A 15,818-nucleotide genomic window follows, 5' to 3' on the forward strand; every position below is an offset into this window, starting at 1 on the left:
CGCGCCCGTCACTGCGGCGTCCGAATCCGCTTGAGGCGGAACGTGCGCTCGATCCGCTCCTCCACAAGCCGGTCGGCGGCCTCGCTCGTGGGGATGCCGAGCTCCGCCGAGCGCTGGAAGATCGCGAGAAGGATGTCGTAGATCGCCCTCGTCTTGTGCCGCACGCGCTCCGGATTGGGCCCGCGCGGGTGAAGCTCGTCGGCGACCTGGATCAGGCCGCCGGCGTTGATGATGTAGTCCGGCGCGTAGAGAATGCCGCGCCGGTGCAGCTCGCGCCCGTGGCGCTCCTCCGCCAGCTGGTTGTTCGCGGAGCCGGCGACGGCGCGGCACCTGAGGCGCGGGATCGTCTCGTCGTTGAGGACGCCGCCCAGCGCGCAGGGAGCGAAGATATCGCACGGCACGGCGAAGATCGCGTCCGGGTCGACGACCTCCGCCCCCGTCTCCGCCGCGACCCGCTCCACGGCCTCCCCGTCGACGTCCGTGACGACGAGCCGGGCACCCGCCTCCGCCAGTTCCCTCGCGAGCTTGGCGCCCACCTTGCCCACGCCCTGGATGGCCACAGTCCGGCCGGCAAGATCGTCCGCGCCCCAGAGATGGCGCGCCACGGCGCGCATGCCCATGTACACGCCGTACGCCGTCGGCACGGAGCTGTCGCCGGAGCCGCCGTACTCCTGCGGTAGGCCCACGATGTACCGGCTCTCCCGCGCGCTGTGCACGAAGTCTTCCGGGTAGGTGCCGACGTCCGTGCCCGTGTAGAGCCGGCCGCGCAGCCCCTCGACAAAGCGCCCGAGCGCGCGCATCAGCTCGGGCGTCTTGTCGCGGTGCGGATCGCCGATCACCACGCACTTGGCACCGCCGAAGTCGACGTCGACGGCGGTCGACTTGTAGGTCATGCCCCGCGAGAGGCGCAGCGCGTCCGTGAGCGCCGCCTCCTCGTTGGGGTACGGCAGCATGCGGGTCCCGCCCAGCCCGGGCCCGCGCGTCGTGTCGTGGAACGCGATGATCGCCTTCAGGCCGGTGTCGGGGTCGTGACAAAAGACGACCTGCTCGTGACCCATCTCCTCCATGCGTTCAAAGACGCCCATGCCTCACACCCTCCAGGGTTGGACCGGCCGGCTGCTGGTGAGCACCGTGACGCTCTTCACTTCCGTGTAGAGCTCCAGCGCTTCGAGGCCGAGCTCGCGGCCGAAGCCGGACTGCTTGTAGCCCCCGAACGCCTGGCCCGGGAAGGCGGTGAACGGGTGGTTGACGGTGACGACGCCCGCGCGGAGCGCGGCCGCCACCCGGTGCGCGCGTGCGGCGTCCTGCGTCCAGACGGTCGCGGCCAGGCCGTAGCGCGTGCGGTTGGCCTGGGCGATGGCGTCGGCCTCGTCCTCGAACGGGATGATCGCCACGACGGGGCCGAAGATCTCCTCCTGGGCGACCGTCATGTCGTTCGTGACGTCCGCGAGCACGGTGGGCCGGTAGAAGTGGCCGCGGGCCAGCGCCGGATCCTCCGGCCGCCCGCCGCCGGTCGCCAGGCGGGCGCCCTCCTCCACGCCTTTCCGCACGTACCCGTCGACCCGCTTCCAGTGGGCCTCGCTGATCAGCGCGCCGATGTGCGTCTCCGGGTTCATCGGGTCCCCGACCTTCAGCTTCGCGGCCTTTTCCGTGAAGGCGGCGACGAACGCGTCGTAGCGGGACTTCTCGACGAAAATGCGGGAGCGCGCCTCGCAGGATTCGCCGCCGGACGTGAAGATCGCCCACAGCGAGCCCTGTACGGCGGCGTCGAAGTCGGCGTCGGCAAAGACGATGTTCGGCGACTTGCCGCCGAGCTCCAGGGACACCCGCTTGATGCCGTCCGCGGCGAGCTTCATGATCTCCCGGCCGGTGGCCGTCTCGCCGGTGAAGGCGACCTTGTCGACGCCGGGGTGCGCGGCGAGGTAGGCGCCGATCGTCGACCCCGGACCCGTGACGATGTTCACCACGCCGTCGGGGATGCCGGCTTCCTGGATCAGCTCGCCGAGGCGTAGGGCGGTGAGCGGCGTGGCGCTCGCGGGTTTCAACACGACGGTGCAGCCGGCGGCGAGCGCCGGCGCGAGCTTCCAGGCGGTCATCATCAGCGGGTAGTTCCACGGCACGATCTGCGCGCAGACCCCGACGGGCTCCCGCAGCGTGTAGTGCAGGAGGTACGGCGCGGCCGGCGTGGTGTGGCCGAAGATCTTGTCCGCCGCGCCAGCGAAGTACTCGAAGTCCTCGATCGCCTGGTTGACCTCTCCCTGCACCCCGGTGATCGCCTTGCCATCGTTCTGCACTTCGAGCTTGACGAGCTCGTCGAAGTGGTCGCGCATCAGCTGGGCGAGCTTCCACAGCGCCCGCGCGCGGGCCGACGGCCGCGCGCTCCACTTGCCCTCGAACGCCGCGCGCGCCGCGGCGACGGCGCGGTCGACGTCCTCCTGCGTGGCCTGCGCGACATGGGCGATCGTCTCGCCGGTGGCCGGGTTGAAGGTGGGAAACGTCTCGCCGCCCGAGCCCTCCGCCCACTGCCCGCCGATCCACATCTTCTTGACGTCCATCCTGCGACCCCCTTGTCAGTCGAGCCGTTCGAAGACGGCCGCGATCCCCTGGCCGACGCCGATGCACATGGTGGCGAGCCCGTAACGGCCGCCGCGCCGGCGCAGCTCGTGCAGGAGCGTGGCGACGATGCGCGCGCCGCTGGCGCCCAGCGGGTGGCCGATGGCGATCGCGCCGCCGTTCGGATTGACCCGGTCCGCGTCGCGGCCGAGCGGGTCGAGCCCGAGTTCCCACAGGCAGGCGAGCGACTGCGCGGCGAAGGCTTCGTTGATCTCGATGACGTCGATCCGGTCGAGCTCCAGGCCGGCGCGGGCGAGCGCCTTGCGCGTGGCCGGCACCGGCCCCATGCCCATGTAGTCCGGGTTCACGCCCGCCACGGCCGCGGCGACGAGGCGCGCCATGGGCTTCAAGCCGAGGGCCCGCGCCCGTTCGGCGCTCATGAGGACGGCGGCCGCGGCGCCGTCGTTGATGCCTGAACTGTTGCCCGCCGTGACGGTGCCGCCCTCGCGGAACGCCGGCGGGAGCTTGGCGAGTTTCTCCAGCGTGGTGTCCGGGCGCGGGTGCTCGTCCGTGTCGACGACGACCGTCTCGCCCTCGCGCTTCGGCACCTCGACGGGGACGAGCTCGTCGCGGAAGCGACGCGCGTCATGCGCGACCTTCCACTTCTGCTGGCTGAGCCAGGCGAAGCGGTCCTGGTCCTCCCGCGAGACGCCGTACTTCTCCGCGACGTTCTCCGCCGTCTCGCCCATGCTGTAGAAGGGGTACGGGAACCGGGGGTTCGTCATGCGCCAGCCGAGGGTGGTGTCGTACATTACGCGGTCCCCGCGCGCGTAGGCTTCGTCCGGCTTGGGCAGCACGAGGGGCGCGCGCGTCATGCTCTCCACGCCACCGGCAAGGAAGACGTCCCCTTCTCCCGCGCGGATGGCGCGGCCGGCCTGCACGATGGCCTCCAATCCGGAGCCGCAGAGGCGGTTGACGGTGCAGCCCGCCACCGTCTCCGGAAACCCGGCGAGCAGCACCGCCATGCGCGCCACGTTGCGGTTGTCCTCGCCCGCCTGGTTGGCGCAGCCCATGTAGACGTCTTCAATCAGGGCGGGGTCGAGGCCGGTCCGCTGGACGGCCGCCTTGAGAACGAGGGCCGCCAGGTCGTCGGGGCGCACGTCCGCGAGCGCGCCACGGTGGCGCCCGACCGGCGTGCGGACCGCGTCGACGACAACGACGTCCGGAGCGCTCATCGCCGTTCGAACCTCGGCGCCCGCTTCTCGACGAACGCCGCCATGCCCTCGTGATGGTCGCGGCTGCGGCCGGCGGCCTCCTGAAGCTGCGCCTCGTACTCCAGGGCTTCCTCAAGCGTGTGCGTCGCGCCGTACTCCATCGCCCGCTTGATGAGGCCGATGCTGTAGGGTCCGCGCGCGAGCTGCGCGGCCCACGCGCGCGCCTGCTCCATGAGTTCCTCCTGCGGCACGACGCGGTGGAAGACGCCGAGCTGCAGCGCCTCCTCCGCCGTGATGCGCCGGCCCGTGAGGGCCCACTCCATGGCGCGGGAGAAGCCGACCATGCGCGTCAGGAAGTACGTCGCGCCCGAGTCCGGCACGAGGCCGACGTTCACGAACGCCTCGACCAGCGACGCCTGCTCCGAGGCGATGCGCAGGTCCGCGGCCAGCGCCAGGCTGGCGCCGGCGCCTGCGGCCACGCCGTTGACGGCGGCCAGCACCGGCTTGGGCAGCGACTTCAGCGCGAGAATGATCGGGTTGTACCGCCGGCGAAGGACGTCGCCCAGGTTGGCCCTGCCCTGCTCCACGGCTTCCAGCTGGCCCTTCAGGTCCTCCCCGGCGCAGAAGGCGCGTCCCGCGCCGGTGAGGAGCACCGCCCCGACCGATTCGTCCTTGCCCGCCTGGCGGATGCGGTCCAGAAGCGCGAAGCCGAGCTCGTCGTTGACGGCGTTCAGGACCTCCGGCCGGTTCAAGGTGATGACGGCGACGCCGTCTTCCACCTGGTAGAGGACCGTGTCCGACATACCGTTCCCCTTTCTACCGGCCGCGGAACTGCGGCGGCCGTTTTTCCATGAAGGCGCGCATGCCCTCTTTCTGGTCTTCCGTCGCGAAGAGGAGGTAGAAGTTGCGGCGTTCGTACGCGAGGCCCTCGGTGAGCGTCGTCTCGAACGCGCGGTTGACGGCGTCCTTTCCCAGGCGGACGGCCAGCGGGGGCCGCTCGGCGATGCGCTGCGCCAGCCGCAGCGCCTCGTCGAGCAGCACCTCCGGAGCCACCACGCGGCTGACGAGGCCGAGTTCGAGCGCGCGGCGCGCGGGGATCGGGTCGCCGGTGAGGATCATCTCCATGGCCGCCGACTTGCCCACGGCGCGCGTAAGGCGCTGCGTGCCGCCGGCGCCCGGGATCACGCCGATGGCGATTTCCGGCTGGCCGAAGGTGGCCGTCTCCGCGGCGATGATGATGTCGCACATCATCGCCAGCTCGCAGCCGCCTCCCAGCGCGAACCCGTTGACGGCCGCGATGATCGGCTTGTGGATGAGGCGGATGGCGTCCCACGTGGCGAAGCGGTCCTCGAGCTCCATGTCCACGACGGTCCGCTCGGCCATCTCCTTGATGTCGGCGCCGGCCGCGAACGCCCGTCCGTTGCCGGTCAGCACGATGGCGCGGACGGCGTCGTCCTGGTCGAGGCGGCGGAGCGCGTCCAGCAGCTCCTCCATGAGCTGCGCGTTCAGGGCGTTCAGCGCCTGCGGCCGGTTCAGCCGCACGAGGGCGACGGCGCCGCGGTCTTCAACCTGGATCGTCTGGTACGTGCGATGCCAAGCCCGTTCGGGCTCGCTCATGTTGAGTCCCTCCAGCCTACTCGTCCACTTCGGCGATCGACATGGAAACGATGCCCTTGGCGAACGACATGAGGTTCTTCGCGGCTTCCCGCGACGGTTCCGAGGCCATGGAGGCGTTCAAGGCGTCCATCGAGTCGAAGTACAGCTCGGCCATGCGGTAGTACGGAGGGTCTCCGCCGCCCGGGACGCCGGTGAAACGGGAGAGCTCCATGCGGCGCAGGCCGGGCATCTGCCGCGCCAACGGCAGGTGCGTTTCCCGGTAGAGGCGCTCGAATTCTTCGGGGTCCTCGGGCCGCTTGAACATCACGACGAGCTTGACCACGCGTGGCTCCGCCTTTCCGCTGGGAACTGGGAATGGCACGCGAACGGCACCTGTCCGCGCCCATGAGCCGGTTGCAGGCACCGCGGCAACTGACTTCGACACCGGCGGCGTTCGACCTTCTCGCTTCTGGGCGGGGCAGGCGGTGGACGGCGCGCGGGAGCTGCGCCTTAGGCGTCCCAGCGCGGCCCGAAGGGCAGGCGTCGAACCGCAGGCGGGTACAACTGAACGTGGTAGACGTGCTCCGCGCGTGTGGAGGTCCACGAGAAGAGCGGCGGCCGGCCGGCCGCGACAGGCTCGGACGCTGCGTCTTCGCCGGCCGGGCGCACGGTCACGCGGAAACGCTCCAGCGGCGGCCGGCCCGCGCGCACCCAGCGTTCGATGGCGTCCTCGAGCTCCGCGACCGGCGGGCGCGGGCCCCACACGCGGATGCCGCCGTCGCGGCCGAGGGCGACGCCGCTCGCCGCATCGCGGACAACCCCCGCCAGTTCCGGCGGGTGGGCGAAAAACGACCTCTCGCCGAACGCCAGCGCGAGCCAGAACCTGAGGCCGCGCCAACCCACGGCATCGGGCCGCCCGCGAAGCGCGACGCAACAGCGGTCGGCAAACGCGGCCACGGCGCGCTCCCAGGCGGCGCGCTGGCCGGCGGCGTCCAGGGCCGGCGCGGCGACTCGCGTTCCGGCGCGCGCTTCGACCGCGCCTTCCGCGCGCAGTCCGGGCGGCGCCGGCGCCGGCGCGGCGTCGCCGTCCAGCCAGGCGACGGCCTGCCATCCGAACGGCCGGCGCTCCAGCACGGCGACGAGCGACTGCAGCGGCGATGCCAGCGCGAGCGGCAGGGCCAGGCGACCGCGCTGCGGCACCCGCGCGTCCCATGAGGCGGGGAAGTCGGCCACCGCGCCCTGCACGAGGATGCGGTCGACGTCCGGTCCCGAGGGGAGCAGGTGCCACGCGTCGTCGTCCAGGACGCGGACGTCCGAGCCGATCGACGCCAACCGGCGCCGCACCCACTCGCGCGCTGCGGCGTCGGGCTCCAGCACGTACACCGTTCCGGCCGGGCCGACGAGCGTTTCCAGCAGGGCCGCGGCGTACCCGGAACCGGCGCCGACGACCAAGACCGCCTGGCCCGGGGCGACTTCCAGCGTCTCGATCACGCGAGCCAGTTGCGACGGGCGCGACGCCGTCGCAAGGCGCGCGCCGGCCGCGTCGCGGATGGTCAGCGGCACGTCGCGATAGGCATACGGCGCGAGAGAGGCCGGCAGGAAGACGTGCCTTGGCACGTACGCGAACGCGCGCGCCACCGGCTGGCTGCGCAGCGCGCCGCTCGCGATCATGCGGCGGACGAGGGCGTACCGCTCGCGCCGGTACGCCCGCAGGGCGTCATGCGGGACCGTGGCCATCGCCCCCTCCCAGCGCGCGATCCATCCGACCACGCAAGTTCCCACGGCGCCCGGCCCGACCAGGCGCCGGAGACAATGACTCAACCAGGATAGCAAGCTCCGCCGGCTTCCGCGACACCGCCCGGGGGTTCCGGCCAGGCGCCTGAAGGGCGTCCATGGATCGGGCGATCATGGAGCCGCGAAACCACGGGAACCACGCGTCGACGGCGCCGTCGGGAATCCGCGCGGCCGCGCCGGGATCCTGCGCGCGCGCCCCCCGTTCCCACGGCCCGTCACTTCTGTTTTGATCGTATTGAGGGGGTCCAGCGATTGGCGTCACTCTTCGAACCCTTCCGACTGCGCGGACTGGAACTCCGGAATCGCATCGTGATGTCGCCCATGTGCATGTATACCGCGGCGGACGACGGCATGCCGACCGACTGGCACTTCGTGCACTACGGGTCGCGCGCCGTGGGCGGCGTCGGCCTCGTCATGATCGAGGCGACGGCCGTGGAGGCGCGCGGCCGCATCACGCGACAGGACCTGGGCATCTGGAGCGACGACCACATCCCCGCGTTCCGGCGGATCGTCGACTTCGTCCACCGGGCCGGGGCGGCCATCGGCATCCAGTTGGCGCACGCGGGGCGCAAATCCTTCCCCGACAACCCGGACGCGCTGGCGCCGGTCGCGGAGCCGTTCCCGGGCAAGGGTCCCATGCCGCGCGCGATGACGGAGCGCGACATCGCCACGGTGACGGAGGCGTTCGCCGCCGCCGCGCGGCGCGCGAAGGAAGCCGGCTTCGACGTCATCGAGATCCACGGCGCGCACGGGTACCTGCTGCACGAGTTCACCACCCCGCTCGTCAACCGTCGCGACGACGCGTATGGCGGCGGCCTCGACGGCCGGCTGCGCTTCCCGCTTGAGGTGGTGCGCGCGTGCCGCGCCGCGTGGGGCGACGACGCGCCGATCTTCTACCGCGTCTCGGCGACGGACTGGGCGCCGGGCGGCCTGGACGGGGATGCGACGGTCGAGATCGCCCGCCGCCTCGCCGCGGCGGGGGTCGACCTCGTCGACTGCTCCAGCGGGGGCGCCACGCCCGCGGCGCCGGCGCGCGCCTATCCTGGCTATCAGGTCGAGTTCGCGCGCCGCGTGCGGCGCGAGGCGGGCGTGCCCACCGCCGCGGTGGGTCTGATCACGGAGCCCGAGTTCGCGGAGGCTCTGGTGGCGGAAGGCAGCTGCGATCTGGTCTTCCTGGGGCGGGAGCTGCTGCGGGACCCGTACTGGCCGCGCCGGGCGGCGCTCCGGTTGGGCGTCGACGTGGACTGGCCGCGCCAGTACCTGCGCGCCAAGCCGGGACGGGCGGGCTGAGGCCATGGCGCCCCCCGCGCGCCGCATCTCGGGAGAGGCCCGGTCGCCCCGCACGCGCGCGGCGGGCGCTGCCGCGTGGGCCCACCGGTGGTTCGCCGCGCTGCTCGGCGCGGCCGCCGCGAGCGGGCTGCCCCTGCGCCTGCTGACCGCCGCGCAGCGAGCCGGCTGGCCGTGGTTGGGCGCCGGGCACGAGTGGCTCGGCTTCCTCGCGGGACTGCCGCTCGTCCCCACATGGACGCGTCACCGTACGGCGTTCGCGCGCGGCCGCGGCAGGGCGGACGGCTTCGCCCTGAGCGGGACGCTTGCCGCCGTCGCCGCCGTCCTTGCGTGGGTGTCCGGATTGGCGCTGGAACTGCCCCGGACGGCTCCGCCATGGCTCGCGCCGTTCCACGGCCTCTGCGGCATCGTCGCCGCCGGTGCGGCGTTGATGCACGTGCTCACGGCCTGGACGCGAGACGCGTAGTCCCGGCACCCGTGGCAGCGGGCATCCCGGCCGCGGCGCTCACTTTCCCCGCATGAACTGCGTCCGGAGCGTGTCGACCTCCTTGATGAGGGCCTGCGCGTCCCGCGCCACGGCCGCCGCGTCCTTCGCCTCCGCGTCCCGGGAAATGGCGGCGAGGCGCCGTTCGATCTCCCCGTGGTTGTCGGGGCGCTTCGCGTTGGCGATGGGGTGGAACGACAGCCAGATCCCGTCCAGCGCGCCGACTTCCGCCTCGACGGCCCGCCACTCGCCCGCCCTGGCGTCGAGCATGGCCGCGCGGGCCTGGAAGTCCATCATCGGGATCTGCGGCGGCGTCGTCATCTGGAAGAGGTTCATGAACGCGGCGCCGTACCCCGTCAGGGCGTTCGCATTGCCCGCGGCCGCTTCCGCGTCGCGCTTCGCGGCCGCCTCGCCGGTCTTTTCGACGACCCGGTCGACGCGCTTCAACAGCGACTCGTCGACATGCCGGCGGGCCACCTCGCGGCGGACGGCGGGCCAATCCGCCTTGACCCTGGCGAAGTTCGCGTCGACCTTCGCCCACTCGCCCGCCAGCGCCGCGTTCACGAGGCTCTCCGCCTGGCTCTCCATGTCCAGCAGTTCCTTGGGCGCCCACGGCATCTGCCCGGCGTTCTGCGCCACGTTCCTGCCGATCTCGGACGCGTTCGGCACGGAGCCCGGCTTCCCCGGCTTGAGCCGGGCCGCGGCGCTGCACCCCGCCAGCATCACGGCCGCCGCGAGGATCGCGACCGCCGTGGCCCGCGCCAGCGTTTGACGGTCACGGATGACCATCGCCTCCCTATCCGGGAGTAAGATGGCCGTCCGGGCCCGCGTCTAATCGAGCCTCACCCGGGTGCCGCCGCCGCGGGGCCGGCACACCGCGCGGCCGGGCGGTCGAGTCAAGCCCGCCCGGGCGACATCGCCTCCGCCAGCGCCGCCCAGTAGCGCGCGAGCGTGCGCAGGCCGAGGTCGAAGTTCTCCAGCGTGAAGAACTCGTTCGGCGCGTGGAAGTTCTCGTCCGGCAGGCCGAAGCCCAGCAGCACGACCGGCGCGCCGAGACGCTCGCGGAAGGTCTGCACGATGGGGATCGAGCCTCCCATGCGAATGAAGTCGGCCGGCTGGCCGTACGTCTCCTGAAGCGTCTGGGCAGCCGCGCGCACGGCCGGGTGGTCCAGCGGCACGATCGACGCCGGGCTGCCCGCGCCCCTTTCGATCGTGAGCTCGACCGCGCGCGGCGCGCGGGCTCGGAGGTGCTGCTCGATCGCGTCGAGCACCTTCTCCGGGTCCTGGTCGGGCACAAGGCGGCAGCTGATCTTCGCCGACGCCCAGGACGGCACGATGGTTTTCCCGCCCTCCCCCTGAAACCCGCCGCTGATGCCGTTGAACTCCAGCGTGGGGCGCGCCCAGACGCGCTCCAGGGTGGTGTACCCCGGCTCCCCGAAGAGCGCGGGGACGCCCAGCTGGCGCCGGTAGGCCTCCTCGTCGAAGGGAAGGCGCGCGAAGGCGTCCCGCTCTTCCGCCGACAGCGGACGGACGTCGTCGTAGAAGCCGGGCACGGCCACGCGGCCGTCTGCATCGTGCAGGCTGGCAAGAAGCGCCACGAGGGCCTGGATGGGGTTCAGCACGGAGCCGCCATAAAGGCCGGAGTGCAGGTCGCTGGCCGGACCCTGCACGCGCACTTCCATGGACGCGATGCCGCGCAGCCCGTAGCAGACGGCCGGACGTCCCGCGGCGAACATCGGCGTGTCACTGACGACGACGACATCCGCCGCCAGGCGGTCACGGTTCCGCTCCACGTACGCGTCCAAGTGGCGGCTGCCCACCTCCTCCTCGCCTTCGACGAGGAACTTGACGTTGACCGGCAGCCGTCCCGTCTCCTCGAGCCAAGCTTCGACGGCCAGGACGTGCATGAACGTCTGGCCCTTGTCGTCGCTGGCGCCGCGCGCGTACAGGCGGCCGTCGCGGATCTGCGGCTCGAAGGGCGGCGTCGTCCACAGCGACTCCGGATCGACCGGTTGCACGTCGTAGTGGCCGTAGATGAGCACCGTCGGCGCGCCGGGCGCGTGGAGCCAGTCGCCGACGACGACCGGGTGGCCGCCGGTCTCCTCGACCGCCACGTGCTCGAGCCCCGCCCGGCGCAGGCGGTCCGCCAGCCATTCGGCCGCGCGGCGGACGTCGGCACGATGGGTGGAGAGCGCGCTGATGCTGGGGATGCGCAGGAACTCCATGAGTTCGGCCAGGTGGCGGTCGCGCCTGGCCGCGAAATGGCGTTCGACGTCGAAGGTCTGCATGCCATCGGCCTCCTTCGAAAGGTCGGGAACGCGGGTCGCCCCGCGGAATCAGCCGCGCGTGGCCGGCGACCCGGCGAGGGCGCGCGCCACGCGACGGGCCGTCGCCTCGTCGCAGCGGGCCACGACGCGGACGCCCGCGTCCGTGTACTCCTCCCGTTCCACGCGGCCCGCCTGTCGCAGCCAGTCGAGCACGCGCAGCCGGTCGTACGGGACGAGCCACGCCTCGGTCCGCTCCTGGCGGGCGAGGAGCGCGGCGGCCGCCGCACCCAGCTCGGCCAGGCCCTCCCCCGTGCGGGCCGAGACGGGCACGCCCTCCGGGACGCGGCGCGCGGCCTCGGCGGCGCCGCCGGGCAGGCGGTCGATCTGGTTGAGGGCCACGAGGCGGGGCACGTCGCCAGCCCCGATTTCGTCCAGCACGTCTTCGACGGCGGACATCCGCTGCTCCCACCCGTCCCGGCTGATGTCGACCACGTGCAGGAGCAGGTCGGCCAGCGCCGCCTCTTCCAGCGTGGCGCGGAAGGCGGCGACGAGCGAATGCGGCAGGTCGTGGATGAAGCCGACGGTGTCCGTCAGGATGACGGCGCGGCCGCCGAGTTCCGCCCGGCGCGACGTGGGGTCCAGGGTGGCGAAGAGCGCGTCTTCCGCGTGAACGCCGGCCCCCGTGAGGGCGTTGAAGAGCGTCGACTTGCCCGCGTTGGTGTACCCGACGAGCGCCACCATCGGCAACTCGAGGCGCGCGCGTCCGGCCCGCAGCACCGTCCGGTGGCGCCGCACGGCCTCGATCTCCCGTTCCAGGGCGCGGATGCGCTCGCGCAGGCGGCGCCGGTCCGCTTCGAGCTTCGTCTCTCCAGGTCCCCGCGTGCCGATGCCGCCGCCGAGGCGGGACAGCGCCCGCCCCATGCCGGCCAGGCGCGGCAGGAGATAGCGGAGCTGGGCCAGTTCCACCTGCAGCGCGCCTTCACGCGAGCGGGCCCGCTGCGCGAAGATGTCGAGCACGAGTTGCGTGCGATCCAGCACCACGGTGTCGAGGGCGCGTTCCAGGTTGCGCTGCTGGGCGGGCGTCAGTTCCGGCGCGACGATGACGAGCGTGGCGCCCGCGCGCTCGAGTTCCGCCCTCACTTCCTCCACCTTGCCGCGTCCGATCAGCGTCGCCGGATCGGCCTGCGGCCGGCTCTGCACGACGACGCCGGCGACCTCCGCGCCCGCGCTGCGCGCGAGGGACGCGAGCTCGTCCGCCTCGTCCTGCGCCGTCCAGCCGTCGCGCCGCCGGTGGGCGACGACGAGCAACGCCCGTTCCATCCGGCATCCCTCGCATGCGTCGAATGGTATCATGGCTGCCATGAAGGCGCTCGTGCTGTCGGACACGCACCTGCCGGCGCGAGGCTCCGACCTGCCCGCCATCGTCTACCGGGCCCTGTCCGCGCTCGGTCCCGGAGACCTCATCCTGCACGCGGGCGACCTCGTCGCCGCCGACGTGCTCACCGTCCTTGAGGCGTTCGCCCCCGTGCATGCCGTGCGGGGCAACGTCGACGGTCCCGACGTGTGGCCGCTCCTCCCGGAAAAACGGGTGGTGGCGCTGGGTTCCTTCCGCGTGGGCCTGGTGCACGGCCACGCGGGCCCCGGGCGCGACACGCCCGACCGCGCCTTCCGCGCCTTTGCGAGCCAGGAACGCCACGTCCACGCCGTCGTCTTCGGCCACAGCCACGAACCGCACCGCGCCACGCGCGAAGGCTGCCTCATGTTCAATCCCGGCTCGCCCACGGACCGCCGCCGCGCGCCGCACTTCTCCTTCGGCTGGCTATGGCCCGAAGGTGGCCAACTGCGGGCGGAACACGTCTTCTTCGATCGGCCGGACGAGACGCCCTTCATCCCTCCCGGGTCTTGAGGCGCCGCGGCGTCTCCGCGGGCGGGGACGTCGCGGCGTCGTCCTCCGCCAGGATCTCGCGCGCCAGCGCGAAGACGCGGTCGAACATCTCTTCCGTGAGCCGCCCGGTCTGCGTGTTCTGTTGCGACGGGTGATACGACGTGACAAGGACGGGCAGCCCGGGGCCGAGGTCGTGGCGCCGCGCGTGGCCGAAGACCACGGGCGCGGGCCGCGCGCCCATCTCTCGCAGGAGGCCGAGGAACGCGTCCGTGCCGAACCGGCCCAGGGCGACGACAACACGCACGCGCCGGAGCAGCTGCGCCTCCCTCAGCATGAAGCCCCGGCACCGCAGGAGCTCCTCGCGCGAGGGCCGGTTGTCCGGCGGTGCGCACCGCACCGGCGAGCTGACAAAGGCGTCCCGGAGTTGGAGGCCGTCGTCCCGCGACACGCTGGTCGGCTGGTTCGCGAACCCTGCACGATGGAGGGCACGAAAGAGCCACTCCCCGGAGCGGTCGCCGGTGAACATCCGACCGGTCCGGTTCGCCCCGTGCGCCGCCGGCGCGAGCCCGACGATCCACAGGCGCGCCTCGGGATCCCCGAAGCCCGGCACCGGCTTGCCCCAGTAGGTCTCGTCCCGGTACATCCGCCGCTTTTCCCGCGCGACCCGTTCCCGGTGCTCCACGAGCCGCGGGCACGCGCGGCACCGGATGATGTCCTCCTCCAGCTGCGCCCACGCCGCCGCGCGCGCGTCATCGTCCTGCCTGGACATTCCGTTGCACCTCGCCGTGAACAGGCTCGCCCCCCGCGAGACCCCCATAGCATGGGAGAGACGCGAGACCACTCAACGAGGAGGATGAGGCGTTGGCCACACGAGACGTCGAGTGGACGGCGGCGCGGCTGGCGGATGAAGCCGAGCGCCTGGAGACCGCGCCGGCGGAAGAGATCGTCCGCTGGGCGATGGAACAATTCCACCCGGATATCGTACTCGCCTGCAGTTTCGGGGCGGAAGACGTCGTGCTGCTGGACATGATGTGCCGCGTGCAACCGGGCGCAAAGGCCTTCTATCTGGACACCGGCCTCCACTTCCCCGAAACGTACGCGGTGCGGGACCGGATCGCCGCGCGTTATCCCGTCGAACTCATCCAGGTGCTGCCGGACTTGACCGTGGAGGAGCAGGCGCAGCGCTACGGCCCCCGCCTGTGGGAGCGCGACCCCGACGCATGCTGCCGCATGCGCAAAGTCGAGCCGCTTGAACGGGTGCTGAAGGGTTACCGCGCGTGGATCACGGGCATCCGGCGCGAGCAGGCGCCGACGCGCGCGCGGGCGAAGCCCGTGGAGTGGGACGCGAAGTTCGGGCTCGTGAAGGTCAACCCGCTCGTGCGTTGGACGTACAAGGACGTCTGGAACTACATCGCCAGGCACGACGTGCCGTACAACGAGCTCCACGACCGCGGCTACCCGAGCATCGGCTGCTTCCCGTGCACGACGCCCGTGGGCGAGGGCGAAGACCCCCGCAGCGGCCGCTGGCGGGGCAAGGGCAAGCTGGAGTGTGGACTTCATGCGTAAGGCGGACACGCGATTGCATGCCCCCGGCCCCATCGCGCCGTACGGCGGTCTCCTTGTGCAGCGCGTCCTCAAGGGAGAAGAGGCTCGACAGGCCCTGGAGGAGGCCCGCCGCCTGCGGCGCCTGCGCCTGCCGGCGCACGCCGTGGCGGACTTGGAGCTCATCGCCGTCGGCGCGTACAGCCCTCTCGAAGGCTTCATGGGCCCAGAGGACTACCGCTCCGTCCTTCAAGGGATGCAGTTGGCGAGCGGCCTCCCGTGGACGATCCCCGTCACCCTCGCGGTCGACGCGGGCGAGGCGCCGGACGAGGGCGAGACCGTGGCCCTGTGCGAACCGTCCGGCGCGGTGATCGGCCTCATGCACGTCGAGCACGTCTTCCGCTACGACAAGAGGGCCGAGGCGCGCGCCGTGTTCGGGACCGCGGAGGAGCGTCACCCGGGCGTGGCACGCCTCTACGCCCAGGGCGACGTGCTCGTGGGCGGGCCGGTGTGGCTGGCGAAGCGGCCTCAGCCTGCCTTTCCGCAGTACCACCTCGACCCCCTGGACACGCGCAGGATCTTCCAGGAGCGCGGCTGGCGGCGGGTCGTGGCCTTCCAGACGCGAAACCCGGTGCACCGCGCGCATGAATACATCCAGAAGTGCGCCCTGGAAATCTGCGACGGGCTGCTTCTGCACCCGCTGGTCGGCGCCACCAAGGAGGACGACGTCCCTGCCGACGTGCGCTTCCGCACGTACGAGGCCCTGCTGGACCGGTACTATCCGCGCGAGCGGGTGGTCCTCGCCGCCTACCCGGCCGCGATGCGCTACGCCGGGCCGCGTGAGGCCGTCCACCATGCGATCGTGCGGCGCAACTACGGGTGCACGCACATCGTGATCGGCCGCGACCACGCGGGCGTCGGCCGCTACTACGGCACGTACGACGCGCAGAAGATCTTCGACCGCCTCCCGCCCGAGTTGCTGGGCATCGAACCGCTGCGGTTCGAGCACGCGTTCTACTGCCGGGTGTGCGGCAGCATGGCGACGACGCGCACCTGTCCGCACGGCGACGAGGACCACGTGCAACTGAGCGGCACGCGCGTGAGGGAGATGCTGTCCCGCGGCGAGTGCCCGCCCCCCGAATTCTCCCGCCCCGAAGTGGCCCAGCTTCTGGTGGAGGCCTACCGCAAGTCGTGAC

At 72.2% G+C, this 15,818-nt stretch carries 16 protein-coding genes; 5 read left to right on the top strand and 11 right to left on the bottom strand.

The window, feature by feature from the left end:
- Positions 1-8: 8 nt before the first annotated feature.
- From IRZ18_00510 to IRZ18_00540, 7 genes are all read right to left on the bottom strand, one after another.
- Positions 9-1,085: an amino acid dehydrogenase gene (locus IRZ18_00510; protein MBX5475594.1), complete on the bottom strand. Its 1,077-nt coding sequence runs from the start codon at positions 1,083-1,085 to the stop codon at positions 9-11.
- Between the two features lie 3 nt (positions 1,086-1,088).
- Positions 1,089-2,555: an aldehyde dehydrogenase family protein gene (locus IRZ18_00515; protein MBX5475595.1), complete on the bottom strand. Its 1,467-nt coding sequence runs from the start codon at positions 2,553-2,555 to the stop codon at positions 1,089-1,091.
- Between the two features lie 15 nt (positions 2,556-2,570).
- Complete coding sequence (locus IRZ18_00520; protein MBX5475596.1) at positions 2,571-3,788, bottom strand: acetyl-CoA C-acyltransferase; 1,218 nt, start codon at positions 3,786-3,788, stop codon at positions 2,571-2,573.
- Positions 3,785-4,570 carry an enoyl-CoA hydratase/isomerase family protein gene (locus IRZ18_00525; protein ID MBX5475597.1) on the bottom strand — a complete coding sequence of 262 codons (786 nt, stop codon included), beginning with the start codon at positions 4,568-4,570 and terminating at the stop codon, positions 3,785-3,787. Before IRZ18_00525 ends, IRZ18_00520 begins: the two co-directional genes overlap by 4 nt.
- A 13-nt stretch (positions 4,571-4,583) precedes the next feature.
- A complete protein-coding gene (locus IRZ18_00530) occupies positions 4,584-5,384 on the bottom strand; it encodes an enoyl-CoA hydratase/isomerase family protein (protein MBX5475598.1) in 801 nt (266 codons plus the stop codon).
- Positions 5,385-5,400: 16 nt separating this feature from the next.
- A complete protein-coding gene (locus IRZ18_00535; GenBank protein ID MBX5475599.1) occupies positions 5,401-5,706 on the bottom strand; it encodes an EthD family reductase in 306 nt (101 codons plus the stop codon).
- 167 nt (positions 5,707-5,873) lie between these two features.
- A complete protein-coding gene (locus IRZ18_00540; GenBank protein ID MBX5475600.1) occupies positions 5,874-7,100 on the bottom strand; it encodes a hypothetical protein in 1,227 nt (408 codons plus the stop codon).
- Between the two features lie 309 nt (positions 7,101-7,409).
- On the opposite strand from IRZ18_00540, the gene namA reads away from it, so the two are divergent.
- Both namA and IRZ18_00550 read left to right on the top strand, forming a co-directional pair.
- The gene (namA, locus tag IRZ18_00545) at positions 7,410-8,447 is read left to right on the top strand and encodes an NADPH dehydrogenase NamA (protein MBX5475601.1); all 1,038 of its coding nucleotides are present in this window, start codon (positions 7,410-7,412) and stop codon (positions 8,445-8,447) included.
- Between the two features lie 4 nt (positions 8,448-8,451).
- Positions 8,452-8,910, top strand: coding sequence for a hypothetical protein (locus tag IRZ18_00550; GenBank protein MBX5475602.1), 459 nt, complete (start codon positions 8,452-8,454; stop codon positions 8,908-8,910).
- Positions 8,911-8,949: 39 nt separating this feature from the next.
- Here IRZ18_00550 and IRZ18_00555 read toward each other — a convergent pair whose 3' ends face one another.
- The 3 genes from IRZ18_00555 to hflX all read right to left on the bottom strand — a co-directional run bounded on the left by IRZ18_00555 (position 8,950) and on the right by hflX (position 12,617).
- Complete coding sequence (locus IRZ18_00555) at positions 8,950-9,717, bottom strand: hypothetical protein (GenBank protein ID MBX5475603.1); 768 nt, start codon at positions 9,715-9,717, stop codon at positions 8,950-8,952.
- Between the two features lie 107 nt (positions 9,718-9,824).
- Entirely contained in the window at positions 9,825-11,216 is a 1,392-nt protein-coding gene (locus IRZ18_00560) for a dipeptidase (protein ID MBX5475604.1), read from the bottom strand.
- A gap of 48 nt (positions 11,217-11,264) precedes the next feature.
- Complete coding sequence (gene hflX / locus IRZ18_00565; GenBank protein MBX5475605.1) at positions 11,265-12,617, bottom strand: GTPase HflX; 1,353 nt, start codon at positions 12,615-12,617, stop codon at positions 11,265-11,267.
- On the opposite strand from hflX, the gene IRZ18_00570 reads away from it, so the two are divergent.
- Positions 12,556-13,101: a metallophosphoesterase gene (locus IRZ18_00570; GenBank protein ID MBX5475606.1), complete on the top strand. Its 546-nt coding sequence runs from the start codon at positions 12,556-12,558 to the stop codon at positions 13,099-13,101. The two genes, hflX and IRZ18_00570, sit on opposite strands and share 62 nt — an antisense overlap.
- Here the strand turns inward: IRZ18_00570 and IRZ18_00575 are convergent.
- Positions 13,082-13,849, bottom strand: a complete 768-nt coding sequence (locus IRZ18_00575) for a uracil-DNA glycosylase (protein MBX5475607.1) — start codon at positions 13,847-13,849, stop codon at positions 13,082-13,084. The two genes, IRZ18_00570 and IRZ18_00575, sit on opposite strands and share 20 nt — an antisense overlap.
- A gap of 92 nt (positions 13,850-13,941) precedes the next feature.
- Between IRZ18_00575 and IRZ18_00580 the strand changes: the two genes are divergently transcribed.
- Both IRZ18_00580 and sat read left to right on the top strand, forming a co-directional pair.
- On the top strand, positions 13,942-14,646 hold the full coding sequence (locus IRZ18_00580; protein MBX5475608.1) for a phosphoadenylyl-sulfate reductase: 705 nt from the start codon (positions 13,942-13,944) through the stop codon (positions 14,644-14,646).
- Positions 14,639-15,817, top strand: coding sequence for a sulfate adenylyltransferase (sat, locus tag IRZ18_00585; protein MBX5475609.1), 1,179 nt, complete (start codon positions 14,639-14,641; stop codon positions 15,815-15,817). Before IRZ18_00580 ends, sat begins: the two co-directional genes overlap by 8 nt.
- The last annotated feature ends 1 nt before the right edge of the window (position 15,818 follow it).

This window comes from Clostridia bacterium (assembly GCA_019683875.1).
Taxonomy (GTDB): Bacteria; Bacillota; Sulfobacillia; order RBS10-35; family Bu92; genus Bu92.

What these genes read in the sequence shown, in the direction of transcription:
- IRZ18_00520 (MBX5475596.1), bottom strand. Translation starts at nt 3,788, where the DNA reads ATGAGCGCTCCGGACGTCGTTGTCGTCGACGCGGTCCGCACGCCGGTC.
- IRZ18_00570 (MBX5475606.1), top strand. Translation starts at nt 12,556, where the DNA reads ATGAAGGCGCTCGTGCTGTCGGACACGCACCTGCCGGCGCGAGGCTCC.
- IRZ18_00525 (MBX5475597.1), bottom strand. Translation starts at nt 4,570, where the DNA reads ATGTCGGACACGGTCCTCTACCAGGTGGAAGACGGCGTCGCCGTCATC.
- IRZ18_00515 (MBX5475595.1), bottom strand. Translation starts at nt 2,555, where the DNA reads ATGGACGTCAAGAAGATGTGGATCGGCGGGCAGTGGGCGGAGGGCTCG.
- IRZ18_00560 (MBX5475604.1), bottom strand. Translation starts at nt 11,216, where the DNA reads ATGCAGACCTTCGACGTCGAACGCCATTTCGCGGCCAGGCGCGACCGC.
- IRZ18_00575 (MBX5475607.1), bottom strand. Translation starts at nt 13,849, where the DNA reads ATGTCCAGGCAGGACGATGACGCGCGCGCGGCGGCGTGGGCGCAGCTG.
- IRZ18_00550 (MBX5475602.1), top strand. Translation starts at nt 8,452, where the DNA reads ATGGCGCCCCCCGCGCGCCGCATCTCGGGAGAGGCCCGGTCGCCCCGC.
- IRZ18_00530 (MBX5475598.1), bottom strand. Translation starts at nt 5,384, where the DNA reads ATGAGCGAGCCCGAACGGGCTTGGCATCGCACGTACCAGACGATCCAG.
- IRZ18_00510 (MBX5475594.1), bottom strand. Translation starts at nt 1,085, where the DNA reads ATGGGCGTCTTTGAACGCATGGAGGAGATGGGTCACGAGCAGGTCGTC.
- IRZ18_00555 (MBX5475603.1), bottom strand. Translation starts at nt 9,717, where the DNA reads ATGGTCATCCGTGACCGTCAAACGCTGGCGCGGGCCACGGCGGTCGCG.
- hflX (MBX5475605.1), bottom strand. Translation starts at nt 12,617, where the DNA reads ATGGCGGGCAGGTCGGAGCCTCGCGCCGGCAGGTGCGTGTCCGACAGC.
- IRZ18_00540 (MBX5475600.1), bottom strand. Translation starts at nt 7,100, where the DNA reads ATGGCCACGGTCCCGCATGACGCCCTGCGGGCGTACCGGCGCGAGCGG.
- sat (MBX5475609.1), top strand. Translation starts at nt 14,639, where the DNA reads ATGCGTAAGGCGGACACGCGATTGCATGCCCCCGGCCCCATCGCGCCG.